This is a genomic window from Salinicola avicenniae, assembly GCF_023736115.1.
Lineage (GTDB): Bacteria > Pseudomonadota > Gammaproteobacteria > Pseudomonadales > Halomonadaceae > Salinicola > Salinicola avicenniae.
Map to the genome: position 1 here is coordinate 524257 of NZ_JAKQZC010000004.1, position 17744 is coordinate 542000.

Genomic DNA, 17744 nt, shown 5'->3' on the forward strand with positions numbered 1-17744 from the left:
TCGCGTGTCAAAATGTGCGGGAATGGCGTATTTTATTCGTAAATTAACGACTTTGTCGGAGGGAGGCAATGACTCGAGAGGCAACGCCCAATGTGGACATGGCGCTGTTCGGAGCGCTGGGCGACCTGGCGCTGCGCAAGCTGTACCCGGCGCTCTACCACCTCGATCGGGACGGCTTGCTCGGCACCGAGACTCGAATTCTCGGCCTGGCGCGGCGCGAGCACGATGCCGATAGCTTCCGCGATACCGTCATGGGAATGCTCAAGAAGCGGGTCAAGAGCCACGAGCTCGAACAGACCTGTCTCGAGCGCTTTCTCGCCCGGCTTGACTACGTCCAGCTCGACTTCGACACGGTGGACGGCTACGACAAGATTCGCGACTGGCATGCGCAGAGCCCGGACGAGACCTGTCCGCTGACCATCTACCTGGCCGTACCGGCGAGCATCTATGGCGCGATCTGCGCCAACCTCGAGCAGAGCGGCAGCCTCGACGAGGAGTCACGGGTCGTGGTCGAGAAGCCGATCGGTTACAGCCTGGAGTCCTCCCACGAGATCAACGACGCCATCGGTGCGGTCTTCCCCGAGTCCCGCATCTATCGCATGGACCATTATCTCGGCAAGGAGACGGTCCAGAACCTGATCGCGCTGCGATTCGCCAACCCGATGTTCGGCAATCAGTGGAATCAGAGCCAGATCTCGCATGTCGAGATCACGGTCGCCGAGCAGGTCGGTATCGAGGGGCGCTGGGGGTACTTCGACAAGGCCGGTCAGCTGCGCGACATGGTGCAGAACCATCTGTTGCAGCTGTTGACCATGCTGGCCATGGATCCGCCGGCGAATCTCGACGCCGACGCCATTCGTGACGAGAAGGTCAAGGTGCTCAAGGCGCTCAAGCCGCTCGAGGGCGAGGCGCTCAATCGACATGTGGTGCGCGGGCAGTATGTGGCCGGTGCCATCGATGGCGAGAACGTGCCTGGCTATCTCGATGAAGACGAAGCCAACACCTCGAGCACCACCGAAACCTTCGTGGCCATGCGTCTGGAGGTGGCCAACTGGCGCTGGGCGGGCGTACCGTTCTATCTGCGCACCGGCAAGCGCATGCCGGAGAAGCTGTCGCAGATCGTCATCCACTTCCGTCAGCAGCCGCACTATATCTTCGATCCCGATCAGCGCAATCTGGCCGCCAACAAGCTGGTGATCCGACTGCAGCCGGAAGAGGGGATTGCGCTGCAGGTGCTGACCAAGGACGGCGGGCTCGACAAGGGCATGCGCCTGCGCCCCGGTCCACTGCATCTGGACTTCAACCATGCCTTCCCCAAGGCGCGTATCCCCGATGCCTACGAGCGCCTGCTGCTGGAGGTGATGAAAGGGCAGCAGTATCTGTTCGTGCGCCGCGACGAGGTCGAGTACGCCTGGAAGTGGGTCGATCAGCTGATCGATGGCTGGGAGAAGCGCGATATTCCGCCGCGCCGCTACCCGGCTGGTTCCTGGGGGCCGGTGGCGTCGATCGCCATGATCACCCAGGACGGCCGCTCCTGGTATGAAGACTACTGAGCGAGCTCGGGATCAACTGGCCCGGCAACTGGCGGAGAGTGCCGCGCTGGCGCTGGGTCAGGATCTCGCCGAACGCGAGCGGGTGCTGCTGGTGGTCGCCGGCGGCACCTTGCCGCTGGCTTTCTTTCGCCATCTGGCGCAGCAGCCGTTGGCTTGGTCACGGGTCGACATCACGCTCACCGATGAGTGCTGGGTCGCCGAGGATCATGCCGACAGCCAGGCGCGCCGGGTGCGTGAATCGCTGCTGGTGGGGCCCGCCGCCGCCGCTTGTTTTCATTCGCTGATCAGCGACGACGCCACCCCCGAGCAGGGCGTGGCGTCGATCGCGACACGGGTCGAGGCACTGCCGTGGCCGGCCAGCCTGGTGGTACTCGGCATGGGCAGCGACGGTCATACCGCCTCGCTGTTTCCGGACAGTGCCGAGCTGTCGCTTGCGCTCAGCAGTGACGAAGCGGTGGTCGCGACGCGTTCCCCCAGTGCGGCGCATCCGCGCATTACCCTGAGCGCTGCGCGCTTGCACTCGGCGCATCGTCATGCCCTGCATATCGTCGGCGAAGCCCAGAAAGCCGTGCTAGGTCAGGCTCTTGCTGGCGACGATGTGCGCGAGCTGCCGATCCGCGCCTTTCTGACCTGTCCGCTGACGCTCTACTGGGCACCATAACGCGGTGTGGCGCGCGCCTTTGCGTGTCTCGCCAACAAGGAGTCGAAGATGTCATCCGTTACCCAACTGCCCGCATCGCAGACCGCACGTCTCGATGCCATCTGTGCCTCGACCAGCATTATTCCCGTGCTGGTGATCGAGAAGCTGGAACACGCCGTACCGCTGGCCAAGGCGCTGGTCGACGGCGGCCTCGGTGTGCTCGAGATCACGCTGCGCACCGACTGTGCCGTCGAGGCCATGAAGCAGATCCGGGAGGCGCTGCCGCAGGCGACGATCGGGGCGGGAACGGTCCTCGACGTCGATCAGTATCGGCAGTGCGAGGAGATCGGTGTCGATTTCGTCGTGACGCCGGGTACCACGCCGGCGCTGTTCGCTTACGCCGCCAACAGTGAGGTGCCGCTGCTGCCGGGCGTGGCGACCGTTTCCGAAGTGGTGACGGGGCGTGAATTCGGCTTTCGTCGCTTCAAGTTCTTTCCGGCGGAAGCCAATGGGGGCGCCAAGGCGCTCAAGTCTTTCGGTGGGCCGTTGCCCGAAGTGAAGTTCTGCCCGACCGGCGGTGTCACGGTGGACAATGCGGCGGATTATCTAGCGTTGCCCAATGTGATCTGCGTGGGCGGTTCCTGGATGGCGCCTCAGTCACTGATCGACCAGGAAGACTGGGCCGGCATCACCGAGCTGACGCGCCAGGCTACCCAGCGCTACCCGCGCTGATAACGGGTCGGCCCGGCGCGGGTGCCGGGCCGGCCGAACAGCGGCGACCGACCGTGATGGGCGACGAGGCCCTGCCGCGCTCGACCGCTCGTGTTCCTGCCGTCAGTCCTCCAGGCGTGACAGAATCCTTTGCCCGCGCCGCGATCGCCGCGTGCGACGCATCCCGGCGGATGCCACTTTCCAGCCGACGACGCGGGCTACGCCAACCGCCATGCCGGAGGCGGCCCCCCACAGTAGCGCCTGGCGCCACTGGACGTCGTCGCGATCCGGGTTGACCGGCGGTTCGAGTGCGCCGCGGCGTGCGCCCTGCTTGAGACTCTGACGCGCCAGCACGCCGGTCAGTACCGCCGTGCCGGTTCCCACGAGTGTCCATAGTGTCTCTGGCTTCATAGTGGCCTCCTGCCGTTTGCCTGAAGTGATGCAGACAGTCTGGTCTATCCTGGCGCGACGCTCCAGTCGCGAATCGACGCTGGCCTGCGCGAAATCAGGTGCGCTCCACTGCGGTCGCCACGCCTTGTCCGCCGCCGATGCAGAGGGTCGCCACGCCGCGCTTGGCATCCCGACGCTGCATCTCATGGAGCAGCGTGACCAGCACGCGGGCACCGGAAGCGCCGATGGGGTGTCCCAGTGCAATGGCGCCGCCGTTGACGTTGACGCGCTCGGGCGACCAGCCGAGCTCGCTGGCGACCGCCAGCGTCTGCGCGGCGAAGGCCTCGTTGGCTTCGATCAGGTCGAGCTGCTCGACCGACCAGTCGGCCCGGGCAAGGCAACGCCGGGTCGCCGGTACCGGGCCGATGCCCATGGTCGCCGGATCGACGGCCGCGCTGGCGCAGGCGCGTATGGTGGCCAGTACCGGCAGGCCCAGGGCGCGGGCGCGCTCGGCGCTCATGATCAGCAGCGCGGCGGCGCCGTCATTGATCGAGGAGGCATTGCCGGCGGTGACCGTGCCGTCGCGCTGGAAGGCTGGCTTCAGCTTGGCCAGCGATTCGGCACTGATTCCGTCGCGGGGCTGCTCGTCGCGGGCGACCGTCACCGGATCGCCACGGCGTTGCGGGACGTCGACAGGGGTGATTTCGGTGTCGAACCGTCCGGCATCGCGCGCGGCCAGCGCGCGTCGCTGGGACTCGGCGGCGTAGGCATCCTGCGCCTCGCGCGAGAGGTTCCAGCGTGCGGCGACGTTCTCGGCGGTGATGCCCATGTGGTAGTCGTTGAATGCGTCCCATAGGCCGTCGTGGATCATGCTGTCGAGCAGCTCGGCATGGCCCATGCGCAGTCCCGTCCGCGCCTTGGGCAGGACATAGGGCGCGAGGCTCATGCTCTCCATGCCGCCGGCGACAATGGTCTCGGCATCACCGCAGCGGATCGCCTGTGCGGCAAGATGCACCGCCTTCAGTCCCGAGCCGCAGACCTTATCAATGGTCATGGCCGGAACGCCCTCGGGCAGGCCGGCGGCGATCGCCGCCTGACGGGCCGTGTTCTGTCCCAGGCCGGCACGCAGTACGTGGCCCATGATGACTTCGTCGACCGTGGTGGGGTCGATCTCCGAGAGCACGCGGCGAATGACTGTCGCGCCGAGATCGACGGCGGGGACGCTGGAAAGCCCGCCCTGGAAAGTGCCGATCGGCGTTCGCGTGGCGGCGACGATCACGGCATCGCGATGACTGTTTGCAGTGGCATCAGGCATGTGTCACCTCCCGCTGATCGAGCAGCTCGCAGCCGGTGGCTGTGCGGATCTCCTCGAGCGTGACGTCAGGTGCCAGTTCGATCAGCGTCAGGCCCTCGTCGGTGATATCCATGACGCCCAGGTCGGTGATGATGCGGTCGACCACGCCAACGCCCGTCAGCGGTAGGGAGCAGGCGTCGAGAATCTTGTGCTCGCCCTTGGCGGTATGCGTCATCAGCACGACCACGCGCTGAACACCGGCAACCAGATCCATCGCGCCGCCCATGCCCTTGACCATCTTGCCGGGGATCATCCAGTTGGCGAGATCGCCATGGCAAGACACCTGCATCGCGCCCAGAATCGCTAGATTGATGTGGCCGCCGCGAATCATCGCGAACGACTCGGCGTTATCGAAATAACTGGAGCCGGGCAGGGCGGTGACGGTCTGCTTGCCGGCGTTGATCAGATCGGGGTCGACCGTCGCCTCGGTGGGGAAGGGTCCAATGCCGAGCAGGCCATTCTCCGACTGCAGCCAGACATCCATGCCCTCGGGAATGTAGTTGGCGACCAGAGTCGGCTGGCCGATACCGAGGTTGACGTAGTAACCGTCCTGCAGCTCGTCGGCGGCGCGTGCCGCCATCTGTTCCTTGGTCCAGGCCATCTCAGTTCGTCTCCCTGAGCGTGCGTTTCTCGATGCGTTTCTCCGGGGTCGGGTTGTGCACGATACGATGCACGAAGATGCCCGGCAGGTGAACGTCGTCTGGATCGATGGCGCCAGTCTCGACGATCTCTTCGACTTCGGCGATGCAGATTTTGCCGGCCATCGCCGCCAGCGGGTTGAAGTTGCGAGCGGTCTTGTTGAAGCGCAGGTTGCCGGCGCGGTCGGCGACCTGTGCCTTGATCAGTGCCACGTCGACCGGCAGGCCGCGTTCCATCACGTAGTGCTCGCCGTCGAATTCGCGCACCTCCTTGCCCTCGGCGATCTTCGTGCCGTAGCCGGTGCGGGTAAAGAAGGCCGGAATGCCTGCTCCACCGGCGCGTAGCCGCTCGGCCAGCGTGCCCTGAGGACAGAATTCGAGCTCTAGCTCGCCGGAAAGGTATTGGCGCTCGAACTCCTTGTTCTCACCGACATAGGAAGAGAGCATCTTCTTGATCTGGCGTGATTCGAGCAGCAGACCGAGACCGAAGCCGTCGACGCCGGCGTTGTTGCTCGCGACGGTCAGGTCGCGCTTGCCACTATCTCGCAGCGCGCCGATCAACGCCTCGGGAATGCCGCAGAGGCCGAAGCCGCCGACGGCCAATGTCATGCCGTCCTCGATCAGTCCATCGAGCGCCTCGCCGGCGCTGGGAAAACATTTGTTCATCATGCTTCTCGCTTCTGGGGTTCTCGGCGTCGCCAAGGAGCATTATGGCGCCAAACCAGTTTACGAGTTTGCATGAAGCGACGACGTTATACCTTGGGCGGTCAGCGGCGCTTCATGCCGGCAGGGCGCTATCTCAAGGTGGCAGGGAATGGCGGGTTCGACAATGGCGATGCGGCGGGCGTCGTAGGGAGGGCGAACGGCGAGCGCTGGCCCGGCATGGGGCGGCACAGGTGCCGCCCCATGGTCGAGTCGGTCGGGATCAGGTCGGCAGGTTTTCCAGGTCGGCCTCGCCGGGCAGCGAGACGAAGGCGCCGGCTCGGGTGGCAGCAAACGCCCCGCAGCGACCGGCGAAGCGCAGCGCCTCGGAGAGTCTCGCCTCGTCGGCCAGCCAGGCGGTCAGGGTCTCGCAGGTGACATCGTCGCGCGACAGGGAGGCGAGCAGGCCGCCGATGAAGGCATCTCCCGCAGCGGTCGTGTCCACGGCGGCAACGCTCGGTGGCGTGACCTGAAGCTGGCGGTCGGCGAGGTGTGCCACCACCGGCCCCGGGCCATCAGTTACCACGATGAGGCGCGTGCCGCGCGCCAGGCGCAGGCTGATCCACGCCTCGGCGCTCTGCTCGCCGCGCAGCGCGTCGAGCTCCTCGGTAGAGAGCTTGACCAGGTGGGCGCGCTCCAGCAGCTGCTCCACCAGGGCGATATCGACCTGCCCCTGCGGCCAGAGCGGTGGGCGCAGGTTGGCATCCACGCTGATCAAACAGCCGCCACGTCGGGCGATGCTGGCAAGATCCAGTGTAGTGCGGGCGATCGGGGTGTCGGTGAGGCTGTTGCTGCAGAGGTGCACCAGTGCCGGCTCGGTGAAAATGCCGGCCGGCAGGTGTTCGCGCCGGTAGAGCAGGTCGGCCGCGGGGGGGCGGTAGAAGTCGAACTGGCGCTCGCCATGCGCGTCGCGAGAGACGAAGGCGAGTGCCGTACGCGCTTCTCGCGTGCGCACGATGTGCTGGGTATCGACGCCGTAGCGTTCGAGCTCTTCGACCAGGAAGTCGCCGAAGCGGTCATCGCCGATCATGCCGAGAAAGCAGCTCGGCAGCCCCTGGCGGGCGCAGGCCACGGCGGCATTGGCGGGAGCGCCACCCGCGTAGGGGGTGAAGGTCTCGGGCGCGGTATCGTCGCCCAGACGACTGGACAACATGTCGACGAGGGCTTCGCCGAAAGCGATGATAGGGGTCATGATAGGTCGACTCTCTCCTCGACTCTTGCCGGTGGAACGGAGCCCTCCGTTCCGGTGAAGGCACCGGCCCGCGGTGCGGCGATGCGCAGTACCACCGTGTTCTCTCTGTCTGGATGCCGAGGCAGTCTGGATACCGAGGCCTCGCGTGAGGCCGGGTCGTGATCGCGGTCGGCATCGATGCACTTCGGTCGCCTGGTGCGCGTCACGTCCCGCTGTCGAGATGCGGGATGACCGCGCAGGCCCTCGAGACGGGGCGGCAAGCCGTCGCGGTCAGGGCACCCGGTGGCTGCGGGCTTCCTCGAGCAGCGCGAACCAGGTGGGGCGATCGATCTCGAGATTACTGCTCAATAGCAGGTTGTCGATACGACGCTCGTTCAACGTGCCGATCACGGGGACCGGTGAGCCCGGCAGGCGACGCAGCCACGCCAGCGCCAGCCCGGCGGTCGTGGAGTTGAGCTGCTCGGCCAGGCGCGACAGCGCCGTGCCCAGCACATCCTCGAAGACCGAGCCGCCGCCCAGCGGCGACCACGCCATCGGCGCCAGTCCGTCGGCGAGGATGGCGTCGTAGAAGCCGTCGAACAGCGCGTCCGGATGGGCGAGCGACAGTTCCAGCTGATGCACGCCCAGGCGGTGATGCATGGTCGCCTGCAGCCGCCGCCATTGCTCGGGGAGAAAGTTGGAGATGCCGACGGCGCCGACCTTGCCCGCATCGATGGCATCGTCCAGCGCGCGGGCGGTGGCTTCGGCATCCATCAGCGGATCGGGGCGATGCAGCAGGAAATGGTCGAGACGCTCGACGCCGAGCCGCGACAGCGAGCCGTCGATGACGCTTGTCAGATAGCGCTCCGAGGTGTCGTAGTGCTTGACCCCGAACGGCGATCGGTCGCGACTGGGCAGCACGATGTCGCCCTTGGTGACCACGCGTACGCGGGACTTGAGTCCCGGGCGGCGGGCCAAGGCTTCGCCGAAGCGCTTCTCGCCCTCGTGATTGCCGTAGCTGTCGGCATGATCGAACCAGTGCAGCCCGCGCTCCACGCGGGACTCGAGCCAGTCGCCGAAGCGGTCGGCGTCGTCGAACTCGGGGCGTTCGTTGAGCCGCATCATGCCGAGGATGAAGGGGGAGTCGAAGATCAGGTCGTCGCTCACGCCGAGGTCGCCTCTCGTGCGATGGTGGTGGCCAGCAAGTGTTGAGCATCCGGCACCAGCCACACCGGGTCAAGTCGGGTGCAGGCGGCCTCGACGCAGAGAAAGCGCTGGCCGGCATCGGCTGGCGTATCGCTCGGCAGGTCGCTGCCGGGGTGCCACACCACCGTCGAGTCGCTGCCCTGCTTGGTGATCGTGAGGCGCCGCTGGCCGTCGTCGAGCACGACCGGTCGATGCGACTGGTAGATCCGGTCGAGGGCGCCACGGATGCCGAGCTCGCCCAGTTGATCCTTCTCGGCGAAGCGCTCGAGCTTGTCCAGATAGCGGGCGCCGGCGAGCCCTTCCACGCGGCATCGGTGGGTGTCGGCAACCGCGAAATAGGTGTGCAGCGCGCCGGTCATCTTGACTGGCGTAGTCCCGGTGTGGCGGGTAACCAGCTCGACGCTGAGATGACGCGCATTGGCATGGACCACTGCGCTAGGCGTCAGTTCGTCGTGCAGGCGAGTCAGCGGCGAGAGATGGATCTCCACGCCGTCGCCGCTGACGTCCTCGTCGACCGCATCGACACGCCAGTCGGCCGTGCGTGCCGGTCCGTGCATCGGCCCCTGGCCATCGGGAGATTCATCGGCGAACCATGGCCAGCAGAGCGGAATGCCGCCTCGGATGGCCTTGGGCAGCGGCTGCGGAGTCGGTGTCACCCAGAGCCAGCCATGGTCGTCGTCGGCCGGACGGTAATGCAGTACCTGCGCGCCTTGCAGCGAGATCGCGAGTTCGCCCCAGGTGTCGTTGATCAGCAGGAGCGTGCGACCTTCCCACTCCGCCTCGCGCTGGCCATCGGTCGTCTCGATCAGCTCTCGGAGCGTATCGGGGATCATGTCACTTCCTCGTTATGCAGAGCTTCCGCCGCGCCCAGTAGGCCGGTCCACGGCGCTGTCACCACCCATGTCGGGATGCCGGCATTGTAGGCACTCAGGCGCCCTTTGTCGGCAAAGGCGCGGCGGAAATCGCTGCGCGGGAGCCACTCGAGGAGTCGTGGCAGAATACCGCCGCACAGATAGACGCCGCCGAGCGCACCGAGCATCAAGGCCGCATCGCCGCTGGCGCTGCCGAGTATCTTGAGAAAGCGCATCAGGGTTTCCCGGGCGACGCGGTCGCCGGCGCGCGCGGCACCGGTCACCTCGGCCGGGGTGTTGTAGTGCGCGGTCACGTTGAGCAGGGCCGCGTGGGCGAGATAGAGATCGAGAAGCCCCTGGCCACAGAGCAGGCGCTCGAGCGAGACCCGGCCGTAACGGGCGCGAAAGTAGTCGAGTAGTTGCCGCTCGCGCTCGTCGGTCGGAGCGAACGTGGCATGACCGCCCTCGGTGGTCAGCGGAATCCAGTGGCGCTGGCTGGGGACCAGCCCGGCGACACCGAGGCCGGTACCGGGACCGATCACCAGGCGCGGGTTGCGTGGTTCGGCCTCGCCCTCGCCGATCTTGACCAGGTCCTTCTCGTCGACATGGGGCACGCCGAGCGCCTGCGCGGTGAAATCGTTGATCACCTTGAACGTCGCCATGCCCAATGTCTCGGCGACTTCACGCTTCGAGAATGCCCAGTCATTGTTGGTCATCTTGACCCTGTCTTCGTGCACCGGACAGGCGAAGGCCAGGCAAGCCTCGCTCGGTGTCTCGGCGCCGACGCGCTCGAGATAGGCCTGGATGGCCTCGACCAACCCGGCGTAGCGCGCGCAGGGCAGCGTCTCGATGGACTGCAGTTCCACGCTGCCTGGCATCACCAGGGCAAATCGTGCGTTGGTTCCACCGATATCGCCAATCAAGGCGGGAGTTGTCATGTATGCCCTCCGGGCAGATCGGCGGCGTCGAAGCCCCCAAAGGTGGCTGCCCCATCCTCGGCGCCGCCCACCAGCTGTCGGAAGCCGGCGAACAACTCGCGCCCCATGCCGTGATGATAGTGATCCAGATCGCAGCTCGCCGGTTCCCGCTCGGACCAGGTCTGCGCATCTACCAGTGCCTCGAGCACGCCGTTGTCCGGATCGAGCCGAACGACGTCGCCGTCGCGCAGGTAGGCCAGCGGCCCAGCGTCGACAGCTTCCGGCGTGACGTGAATGGCAGCGGGTACCTTACCAGAGGCGCCGGACATGCGCCCGTCGGTGACCAGCGCGACCTTGTGGCCGCGATCCTGCAGGACCCCAAGGAAAGGCGTCAACTGGTGCAGTTCCGGCATGCCGTTGGCGCGGGGGCCCTGGAAACGCACCACCACGATGATGTCGCGATCCAGTTCGCCACTCTCGAACGCGGCCTTGACCTGGCTCTGGTCGTCGAAGATGCGCACCGGGGCTTCCACCAGGCGGAACGCCGGCTTGACCGCTGAGACCTTGATCACGCCGCGCCCCAGGTTGCCATCGAGTACCGCCAGCCCGCCGGTGGGGGCGAAGGGGCGAGCCACCGGTCGCACGACCTCCTCGTCGAGGCTCTGCGATGTGCCTTCGCGCCAGGTCAGGCGCCCTTCGTCGAGGAACGGCTCCTGCGTGTAGGCGCGCATGTCGGTGCCGAAGGCGCTGTGGACATCGGCATGCATCAGTCCAGCGTCCAGCAGTTCGCGCACCAGCAGGCTGACGCCGCCGGCCGCATGGAAATGGTTCACGTCGGCCTGCCCGTTGGGGTAGATGCGCGTGAGGCTCGGTACGACGCTCGACAGCTCCGAGAAATCATCCCAGGTGATGGTCACACCGACGGCCGCCGCCATCGCCACGAGGTGCAGGGTATGGTTGGTGGAACCGCCGGAGGCCAGCAGACCGATCATCGCGTTGACGATCGCATGGGCGTTGATCTGGCGATAGAAAGGCCGGTAATCGCCGCCCTGTTCGCTGTTGCGGATCACCTGCTCGGTACTGAACTTGGTGATCGCGTCGCGCAGCGGTGTGCCGGGGTTGACGAACGAGGTGCCGGGCAGGTGGAGGCCCATCATCTCGAGCATCAGCTGATTGGAGTTGGCTGTACCATAAAAGGTGCAGGTGCCAGGGCTGTGATAGGACTCCGACTCCGCCTCGAGCAGGGCGTCACGGCCGACCTTGCCTTCGGCGTAGAGCTGGCGGATACGGGATTTTTCGGCGTTGGGCAGGCCACTGGGCATCGGCCCGGCGGGGACGAAGATGGCCGGCAGGTGGCCGAAGCGGGCGGCACCGATGAATAGGCCTGGCACGATCTTGTCACAGACGCCGAGATAGAGTGCGCCATCGAACATGTTGTGGGATAGCGCGACCGCGGTCGCCATGGCGATGACATCGCGGGAGAACAGCGAGAGTTCCATGCCCGGCTGGCCTTGGGTGACGCCGTCGCACATTGCTGGTACGCCACCGGCAAACTGGGCGGTGCCGCCCATGCCGCGGGCCGCTTCCTTGATCAGCTCGGGAAAGTGTTCCAGCGGCTGGTGGGCCGAGAGCATGTCGTTGTAGGAGGAGACGATCCCCACGTTGGCACTGTTCATCAGCTTCAGACTGTTCTTATCGGCAGCGCCGCAGGCGGCGAAGCCATGTGCCAGGTTGCCGCAGGAGAGCTCGCCACGGTGCACGCCGCGGCGGTGCTGCTGCGCCATGCGATCTTCATAGAGCCGACGACGATCCGCGGAGCGATCCTCGATACGCCGCGTCACACGGTCGATGGTGGGGTTGAGCGTCATGGTCTGCCTCATCGAGCTGTCAGGGTATTTGGTAAACTTACCAAAAAAATGCCCAGTTGTTTGCCGATACGTCCTTAGTCTTAGGCTTTAGAAGTAATATTCTTTCACGTTTCAATGTTCTAGACTGGGGGTAGTCTGGCGGTTGTCGCCGGCCGACCCGGCCGGCGTGCCGCCTCTATCTCACTGCCGTAGTCACGTCATCATAAGGAGAGCAGCATGACCTTGCGTGTCGCCATCAACGGATTTGGCCGCATCGGCCGCAACGTGCTCCGCGCCCTTTACGAAAACGGTTACCGCGACAAGGTCGAGGTCGTGGCGATCAATGACCTTGGGGACCCCGCGCTCAACGCCCACCTGCTGCGTCATGACAGCGTGCATGGTCCCTTCGGCTTCGCGGTCTCCCACGACAGCGATACCTTGAGCGTAGACGGTGACAGCATCCGCATCCTGTCCGAGCGTGATCCGGCACAATTGCCGTGGCAATCGCTCGACGTGGATCTGGTCATGGAGTGCACCGGCCTCTTCACCAAGCGCGACGCCGCGGCCAAGCACATTGAGGCGGGTGCCGGACGCGTGCTGATCTCCGCACCCAGCGGCGATGCCGATGCCACCATCGTTTTCGGTGTCAACGAGAACACGCTCAAGGCCGAGCATCGTGTCGTTTCCAACGCGTCTTGCACCACCAATTGCCTGGCACCGGTCGCGCAGGCGCTGCAGGATTCGGTCGGTATCGAGAACGGCCTGATGACCACCGTCCACGCCTACACCAACGACCAGAACCTGTCCGACGTCTATCATAAGGACCCGTACCGGGCGCGTAGCGCGACCCAGTCGATGATCCCGACCAAGACAGGGGCCGCGGCGGCGGTTGGCCTGGTGCTGCCGGAACTCAACGGTAAGCTCGATGGTCTGGCCGTGCGTGTGCCGGTGATCAATGTCTCGCTGGTCGATCTGACCTTCACCGCAGGGCGCGACACCAGCAAGGAAGAGATCAACGAGATCGTCGAGAAGGCGGCCGCGGCTTCCCCGGTTCTCGCGGTCAACGCCCAGCCGCTGGTCTCGATCGATTTCAACCATGATCCGAACTCATCGACGTTCGACGCCAACCACACGCGTGTCAACGGGCGCCTGGTCAAGGTGATGGCGTGGTACGACAATGAGTGGGGTTTCTCCAACCGCATGCTCGATACCGCTCTGGCCATGCAGGCTGCCAACTAAGCGCCATTCGATACCTGGCTGGAAAGGCCGCCGAGCCTTTCCGGCCTCCCTCCGGCGACAACCTCTGTTGTCGCCTGTTCATCGCCACCACTGGCCCGTTCTCGACGGTGCTAAAGGGTGTGTGAGCCCTCTTGGCATTGACTGCCCGCCTGTCGCCAATTGCCGACGATTTTGCCCGTCGGACGAAGTGGTGTATTTTTCGCGCTCAAGTCGGCTGATCAAGCGTCGATAAGCCCTGTAGGATATGAGCCCATGTCGCATGACGAGTGTGCCGCGGGCTTGGACTGACCGGGCTGACGCTCTAAGGTGGAGTCGGCAAGATCCGGTTTTTCCATCTATCTTCTCTTTCCATCGAGGTCGGCGTCGTCATGCAGGACACGATCACCAACGCCCATCGCCTGATCGGCGAGAATATTCGTGAACCCGGCGAGGCGCGCTGTGGCCGTATCGTCGGGGTGGATCAGTACCGCGCCCAGCCCGTCATTTTTGTGATCTGGCAGGGGCAGGAGGGTATCCACCGCTTCGAGCTGACATTCGACGAGCTGGGGCAGTTGGCAGAGGCCTGCATCGAAAGACAGGATCGAGGAGCCCGACGCGAGTCGACGGTCGATCAGCACGACGACGCGGACGCTTCCCGCACTTTTTCACGGCGCCGAGTGGGTTCCCGCTAGCGGCGTCAGTTCATTTCCCTGCCGCCATGCCGCGGCTTGATGAGACCGGAGTGCATGGAACGATCGGATGCCTTCGAGACCGGCGATAGCGCGCTGGGCGTGAAGACGCAACAGTGGTTGCAGGCGCTGCCGGCGACTGCCTATGTCACCGACGCCGGCTGGTGGTTGGGGCAGGTCTCGTTCCTCGGGCATTCGGTGGCGACACTGGCGCAGCGTCCCTCCGAGGAGTTCCTCGCGCATCCCGAACGGTGGCTGGATCAGATTCCGGAGCTGGCACGTCGGGCAGCGCTCGAGCAGCTGCAGAACGCCCAGGTCACCGGTGAAGCCCGGGTGACGCTGCGCTATCGGCTCGTGCGTCCGGACGGCTCCGAGTGCCAGATCGAGGACTCGCTCTCCATTCAGCGCGATGCCGGCGGCGGCATCACAGCCCTGGTGGGTCTACTGCGAGAGGCCTCGGAGCGGAGCGACGACGAGGCCGATACGCCGGACGAGCGCTCGCTGCTGGCCCATGTCGGCGATCTGGTGCTGACGCTCGACGACGAGCTTCACTGTGTCGAGGCGCTGGGAGCCGCCAGCGAGCTGCTGGGTATGCCGGCAGCACAGCTGCAGTCCCAGTCGCTGTTTGGCCTGATGGCGCCGGAGGACGGTGCGCGGGTACAGCGTACGCTGCTCGACCACGCGGCGGAGGGGCGATCCGCGATGCTGGAAGTTCGCCTGCGTCATTTGCGTGGCGGCTATCGTTGGTTCGAGATCCACTTCTCCCCGTATGCCACGGTCTCGGCGGCTACCCCAGGCTGGGTCGCCATCGCCCGGGACATTACCGAGCGTCGCCATCAGTCGCTGCAGTGGGACGCCTACACCGCGACCGATGAGTTGACATCCGCCCTCAATCGGGAAGCCTTCATGGGGCTGCTGCGCCATGCACTTTCGCTCGAGGGGGGCAAGCTGCGCCTGACGCTGATACTGTTCGACGTCGACCACCTATGCGATATCAATCAAGCTTGGGGCCGCGAGGGCGGTGATCTCGTGCTGACCTGCATCGGCGAGATGTGCCGGGCGACGCTGCGTGAGCGTTTCAGCTTCGGCCGGCTCGAAGACGATACTTTCGCCCTGCTCCTGAGCGGCAAGTCGCTGCAGGAATCCGCGTCGATCGCCGAACGCCTTCGCGAGCGGTTCGCCTCCACCCGAGTCGAGTTCCATGGTCACTGGCTCTCCTTCTCGGTTAGTCTGGGGGTTGCCGAGCGGCGTGCCGACGAGTCCGCGGAGAGCTTTCTGCAGCGGGCCGACGGTGGCCTGCGTGGCGCCAAGGCGCACGGGCGTGATCGAGTGCAACAGGCGCTCTGAACCGAGTCGACGTCCGCGTCGTGACAGTCTGAATGAAGGAGAAAAATGCATGGGACGACTGTTGCTGGTCGCACTGTTGAGCCTGATCTGCCTGCCCGTCTGGGCCGATGAAGTCGAAGGTCCCCATGTTCAGGGAGAAACCTTCGAGTACTCGACCGGAGGCCAGACCTATCAGGGATATCTCGCCTATAACGCGGCCGACGACGAGCCGCGTCCGGCGGTGCTTCTGGTTCATGAATGGTGGGGCCTGAACGACTATATCGAACACAAGGCGGACCAGCTCGCGGCATTGGGTTTCGTGGCGCTGGCGGTCGATATGTATGGGGACGGCAAGGTGGCCGATCACCCGGATCAGGCGCAGGCCTTTTCCAGCCAAGTGATGTCGGACTGGCCCTCGGCGCGCGCACGCCTGGAAGCTGCCATGGAGGCGCTGCGCCAGCATCCTGCGGTGCGCGAGGACGATATGGCGGCGATCGGCTACTGCTTTGGCGGTGGCGTGGTGATGAACATGGCGCTGGCCGGCATGCCGCTGGACGCGGTGATCAGCTTCCATGGCAGCCCGACGCAGGCGGTCTCCAATCCTCAGCCGTTCGAGGGGCTAGTGCGTATCTACAACGGCGCCGCTGACCCGCTGGTCGATTCGCAGGCGCTCGCCGACATGGCCGGCGAGCTGGAAACGCAGGGTGCCGACGTCCGTGTGGTGCAGTACCCGGGGGCGAAGCATGCGTTTACCAATCCGGAAGCGGATGCGCTGGCGGCCGAGTACGACCTGCCGCTTGGCTACGATGCTGCTGCCGATGCCGCCTCTTGGCAGGCCGCGCTGCTGGCCCTGGACAAGGCGCTGAATCAGTAGGTTTTCCTAGAGGTTACCTTGCGAAGCGGGGCGCCTCGCGAAATAACGCCAGCGACAGATGTCGCTGGCGTTTTGCGTTGGCGTGACCGCCGTCAAGCGCCCTGGGTCGAGCGATCAGGGGGCATGGCTGAGCGCGAGCACTCGCTTGGCCAGTGAGATCATCTCCGGCTCGCCGGTGTGCTTGTCGGGGACGTCGGAGAGCTTGATCACCGGCAGCCAGTGTTGCCCCTCCGGCTTGGCCTCGACCATCTTGATAACCATGTTCATCGGCGTCACGCCAACGTCATTGGTGAAATTGGTGCCGATACCGAATGCCATGCCGATGCGACCCTGGCAGAACGTCTGGATGCGCTCGACACGCTCTGGTGTCAGGGCATCGGAGAAGATGATCGTCTTGCTGCGCGGGTCGATGCCGAGGCGCTCGTAGTGGGCGATGGTGCTGGCGGCGAAATCCAGGGGGTCGGCGCTGTCATGGCGCACGCCGTCGAAGAGCTTGGCGAACTTCTTGTCGAAGCTTTCGAAGAAGGCCCGGCTGGTAAAGGTGTCGGTCAGTGCAATACCGAGATCACCGCGATAGACGTCGACCCAGTGCTCCAGCGCCAGGCTGTTGGCCATCTTGAAGCCGAAGCGAGCGCCGTGGAACATGAACCACTCGTGGGCATGCGTGCCGATTGGCTTGACGCCGTGGCGCATCGCCAGCAGCACGTTGCTGGTGCCGCTGAAGGCGTTGCCGCCATACTGACGCAGGGCACCGACAACGCGGTCGTGGACATCGAACGAAAAGCGTCGGCGGGTGCCGAATTCGGCGATCTTCAGGCCCAGTCGACGATAGTGTTCGATCTTCTCCCGCGTGCGCTGCGCCACGGTGTCATCGGCTGTGCGTTCGATGCCGCGCAGGCGATACCAGAGTTCGCTGATCAGCGCCATCAGCGGCACTTCCCACAGGATCGTGCGATACCAGAGCCCCTCGATCACCACCGACAGGGCGCTGCCCTCCTGCTCGATGACCACCTCGGCGGGGTTATAGCGAAACCCGGCGAGGAAGTCGAGATAGGTCGGGTCGAGGTAGGGGCAGGTCTCCTCGAGGTAGCGTTTCTCGGCGTCGCTCAGCGTGAGTTCGGCCATCGCGTCGACTTCTCGGCGCAGGGCTTCGCCGAACCCCGGCGGAAAGGCGTGGTCGCCACGGTTGATGAAGGCGTAGCGGGCCTGCGCATAGGGGAAGCGCTTGATCACGGCATTCTGCATCGTGATCTTGTAGAAATCGTTATCGAGAAGCGAAGTCAGCATGAAAACTCGTCATCAGCATGAGCGAAAGTCGCGCGGGTAAGAAGAGAGGGCACCCCGCGGTCCCGGGCGGCTTTAAAGAAAGGCCATGACGCCGAACATTGTCGCCACGAAACCGCCGAACAGCAAAAGTCCGGCCAGCGAGAGCAGGATCAGCAGATATCCCAGGATCAAGCCCGCCAGTGCCCAACTGTCGCCGGACTCGCGACGATGACGAATTTGACGGCGGGCGAGATGGCCGCAGACCACGCCGCCCAGGGCGGCAGGTGGGACTAGCGTGCCCAGCACGCTCAGGGCAAAGGCCGCGAGTGCCATGAGATTGGTCGGCCCGGCCGGGGCCGGTGGCTGAGGGGGAGACGGAGCCGGGGTCATG

Annotated in this window: 18 protein-coding genes; 7 read left to right on the forward strand and 11 right to left on the reverse strand. The window is 65.2% G+C overall.

Annotation, left to right across the window (positions count from 1 at the left end; translation table 11 throughout):
* Positions 1 to 68: 68 nt before the first annotated feature.
* Genes zwf through MC381_RS11790 form a run of 3 tightly spaced genes read left to right on the forward strand, consistent with a single transcriptional unit; the run spans position 69 to position 2925 of the window.
* Complete coding sequence (zwf, locus tag MC381_RS11780; protein ID WP_251977939.1) at positions 69 to 1553, forward strand: glucose-6-phosphate dehydrogenase; 1485 nt, start codon at positions 69 to 71, stop codon at positions 1551 to 1553.
* Entirely contained in the window at positions 1540 to 2214 is a 675-nt protein-coding gene (gene pgl / locus MC381_RS11785) for a 6-phosphogluconolactonase (RefSeq protein ID WP_251977940.1), read from the forward strand. The genes zwf and pgl overlap by 14 nt, the downstream gene beginning before the upstream one ends.
* A gap of 48 nt (positions 2215 to 2262) precedes the next feature.
* Entirely contained in the window at positions 2263 to 2925 is a 663-nt protein-coding gene (locus tag MC381_RS11790; protein ID WP_251977941.1) for a bifunctional 4-hydroxy-2-oxoglutarate aldolase/2-dehydro-3-deoxy-phosphogluconate aldolase, read from the forward strand.
* 102 nt (positions 2926 to 3027) lie between these two features.
* Here MC381_RS11790 and MC381_RS11795 read toward each other — a convergent pair whose 3' ends face one another.
* From MC381_RS11795 to edd, 9 genes are all read right to left on the reverse strand, one after another.
* Complete coding sequence (locus MC381_RS11795) at positions 3028 to 3315, reverse strand: DUF4235 domain-containing protein (RefSeq protein ID WP_251977942.1); 288 nt, start codon at positions 3313 to 3315, stop codon at positions 3028 to 3030.
* A gap of 94 nt (positions 3316 to 3409) precedes the next feature.
* A complete protein-coding gene (locus MC381_RS11800) occupies positions 3410 to 4609 on the reverse strand; it encodes an acetyl-CoA C-acetyltransferase (protein WP_251977943.1) in 1200 nt (399 codons plus the stop codon).
* The gene (locus MC381_RS11805; protein WP_251977944.1) at positions 4602 to 5249 is read right to left on the reverse strand and encodes a CoA transferase subunit B; all 648 of its coding nucleotides are present in this window, start codon (positions 5247 to 5249) and stop codon (positions 4602 to 4604) included. Before MC381_RS11805 ends, MC381_RS11800 begins: the two co-directional genes overlap by 8 nt.
* 1 nt (position 5250) lies before the next feature.
* On the reverse strand, positions 5251 to 5955 hold the full coding sequence (locus MC381_RS11810) for a CoA transferase subunit A (RefSeq protein ID WP_251977945.1): 705 nt from the start codon (positions 5953 to 5955) through the stop codon (positions 5251 to 5253).
* Positions 5956 to 6211: 256 nt separating this feature from the next.
* On the reverse strand, positions 6212 to 7180 hold the full coding sequence (locus MC381_RS11815) for a carbohydrate kinase family protein (RefSeq protein WP_251977946.1): 969 nt from the start codon (positions 7178 to 7180) through the stop codon (positions 6212 to 6214).
* 270 nt (positions 7181 to 7450) lie between these two features.
* Positions 7451 to 8326: an aldo/keto reductase gene (locus MC381_RS11820; RefSeq protein WP_251977947.1), complete on the reverse strand. Its 876-nt coding sequence runs from the start codon at positions 8324 to 8326 to the stop codon at positions 7451 to 7453.
* Positions 8323 to 9198, reverse strand: a complete 876-nt coding sequence (locus tag MC381_RS11825; RefSeq protein WP_251977948.1) for a D-hexose-6-phosphate mutarotase — start codon at positions 9196 to 9198, stop codon at positions 8323 to 8325. The genes MC381_RS11820 and MC381_RS11825 overlap by 4 nt, the downstream gene beginning before the upstream one ends.
* Positions 9195 to 10154, reverse strand: a complete 960-nt coding sequence (gene glk / locus MC381_RS11830) for a glucokinase (protein ID WP_251977949.1) — start codon at positions 10152 to 10154, stop codon at positions 9195 to 9197. The genes MC381_RS11825 and glk overlap by 4 nt, the downstream gene beginning before the upstream one ends.
* The gene (gene edd / locus MC381_RS11835; protein ID WP_251977950.1) at positions 10151 to 12001 is read right to left on the reverse strand and encodes a phosphogluconate dehydratase; all 1851 of its coding nucleotides are present in this window, start codon (positions 11999 to 12001) and stop codon (positions 10151 to 10153) included. The genes glk and edd overlap by 4 nt, the downstream gene beginning before the upstream one ends.
* Positions 12002 to 12217: 216 nt before the next feature.
* On the opposite strand from edd, the gene gap reads away from it, so the two are divergent.
* The 4 genes from gap (at position 12218) to MC381_RS11855 (ending at position 16087) form a co-directional block, all read left to right on the forward strand.
* Positions 12218 to 13219: a type I glyceraldehyde-3-phosphate dehydrogenase gene (gene gap, locus MC381_RS11840; RefSeq protein ID WP_251977951.1), complete on the forward strand. Its 1002-nt coding sequence runs from the start codon at positions 12218 to 12220 to the stop codon at positions 13217 to 13219.
* Positions 13220 to 13587: 368 nt separating this feature from the next.
* Positions 13588 to 13890, forward strand: a complete 303-nt coding sequence (locus tag MC381_RS11845) for a hypothetical protein (protein WP_251977952.1) — start codon at positions 13588 to 13590, stop codon at positions 13888 to 13890.
* Positions 13891 to 13944: 54 nt separating this feature from the next.
* Complete coding sequence (locus MC381_RS11850) at positions 13945 to 15234, forward strand: sensor domain-containing diguanylate cyclase (protein ID WP_251977953.1); 1290 nt, start codon at positions 13945 to 13947, stop codon at positions 15232 to 15234.
* Between the two features lie 49 nt (positions 15235 to 15283).
* Entirely contained in the window at positions 15284 to 16087 is an 804-nt protein-coding gene (locus MC381_RS11855) for a dienelactone hydrolase family protein (protein WP_251977954.1), read from the forward strand.
* A 114-nt stretch (positions 16088 to 16201) separates the two neighbouring features.
* Here MC381_RS11855 and pncB read toward each other — a convergent pair whose 3' ends face one another.
* Together pncB and MC381_RS11865 are read right to left on the reverse strand one after the other, a co-directional pair.
* Positions 16202 to 17374 carry a nicotinate phosphoribosyltransferase gene (gene pncB / locus MC381_RS11860; RefSeq protein ID WP_251977955.1) on the reverse strand — a complete coding sequence of 391 codons (1173 nt, stop codon included), beginning with the start codon at positions 17372 to 17374 and terminating at the stop codon, positions 16202 to 16204.
* Positions 17375 to 17446: 72 nt separating this feature from the next.
* Positions 17447 to 17743: a DUF4190 domain-containing protein gene (locus MC381_RS11865; protein ID WP_251977956.1), complete on the reverse strand. Its 297-nt coding sequence runs from the start codon at positions 17741 to 17743 to the stop codon at positions 17447 to 17449.
* Position 17744: the final 1 nt, after the last annotated feature.

What these genes read in the sequence shown, in the direction of transcription:
- zwf (WP_251977939.1), top strand. Translation starts at nt 69, where the DNA reads ATGACTCGAGAGGCAACGCCCAATGTGGACATGGCGCTGTTCGGAGCG.
- pgl (WP_251977940.1), top strand. Translation starts at nt 1,540, where the DNA reads ATGAAGACTACTGAGCGAGCTCGGGATCAACTGGCCCGGCAACTGGCG.
- MC381_RS11790 (WP_251977941.1), top strand. Translation starts at nt 2,263, where the DNA reads ATGTCATCCGTTACCCAACTGCCCGCATCGCAGACCGCACGTCTCGAT.
- MC381_RS11795 (WP_251977942.1), bottom strand. Translation starts at nt 3,315, where the DNA reads ATGAAGCCAGAGACACTATGGACACTCGTGGGAACCGGCACGGCGGTA.
- MC381_RS11800 (WP_251977943.1), bottom strand. Translation starts at nt 4,609, where the DNA reads ATGCCTGATGCCACTGCAAACAGTCATCGCGATGCCGTGATCGTCGCC.
- MC381_RS11805 (WP_251977944.1), bottom strand. Translation starts at nt 5,249, where the DNA reads ATGGCCTGGACCAAGGAACAGATGGCGGCACGCGCCGCCGACGAGCTG.
- MC381_RS11810 (WP_251977945.1), bottom strand. Translation starts at nt 5,955, where the DNA reads ATGATGAACAAATGTTTTCCCAGCGCCGGCGAGGCGCTCGATGGACTG.
- MC381_RS11815 (WP_251977946.1), bottom strand. Translation starts at nt 7,180, where the DNA reads ATGACCCCTATCATCGCTTTCGGCGAAGCCCTCGTCGACATGTTGTCC.
- MC381_RS11825 (WP_251977948.1), bottom strand. Translation starts at nt 9,198, where the DNA reads ATGATCCCCGATACGCTCCGAGAGCTGATCGAGACGACCGATGGCCAG.
- glk (WP_251977949.1), bottom strand. Translation starts at nt 10,154, where the DNA reads ATGACAACTCCCGCCTTGATTGGCGATATCGGTGGAACCAACGCACGA.
- edd (WP_251977950.1), bottom strand. Translation starts at nt 12,001, where the DNA reads ATGACGCTCAACCCCACCATCGACCGTGTGACGCGGCGTATCGAGGAT.
- gap (WP_251977951.1), top strand. Translation starts at nt 12,218, where the DNA reads ATGACCTTGCGTGTCGCCATCAACGGATTTGGCCGCATCGGCCGCAAC.
- MC381_RS11845 (WP_251977952.1), top strand. Translation starts at nt 13,588, where the DNA reads ATGCAGGACACGATCACCAACGCCCATCGCCTGATCGGCGAGAATATT.
- MC381_RS11850 (WP_251977953.1), top strand. Translation starts at nt 13,945, where the DNA reads ATGGAACGATCGGATGCCTTCGAGACCGGCGATAGCGCGCTGGGCGTG.
- MC381_RS11855 (WP_251977954.1), top strand. Translation starts at nt 15,284, where the DNA reads ATGGGACGACTGTTGCTGGTCGCACTGTTGAGCCTGATCTGCCTGCCC.
- pncB (WP_251977955.1), bottom strand. Translation starts at nt 17,374, where the DNA reads ATGCTGACTTCGCTTCTCGATAACGATTTCTACAAGATCACGATGCAG.
- MC381_RS11865 (WP_251977956.1), bottom strand. Translation starts at nt 17,743, where the DNA reads ATGACCCCGGCTCCGTCTCCCCCTCAGCCACCGGCCCCGGCCGGGCCG.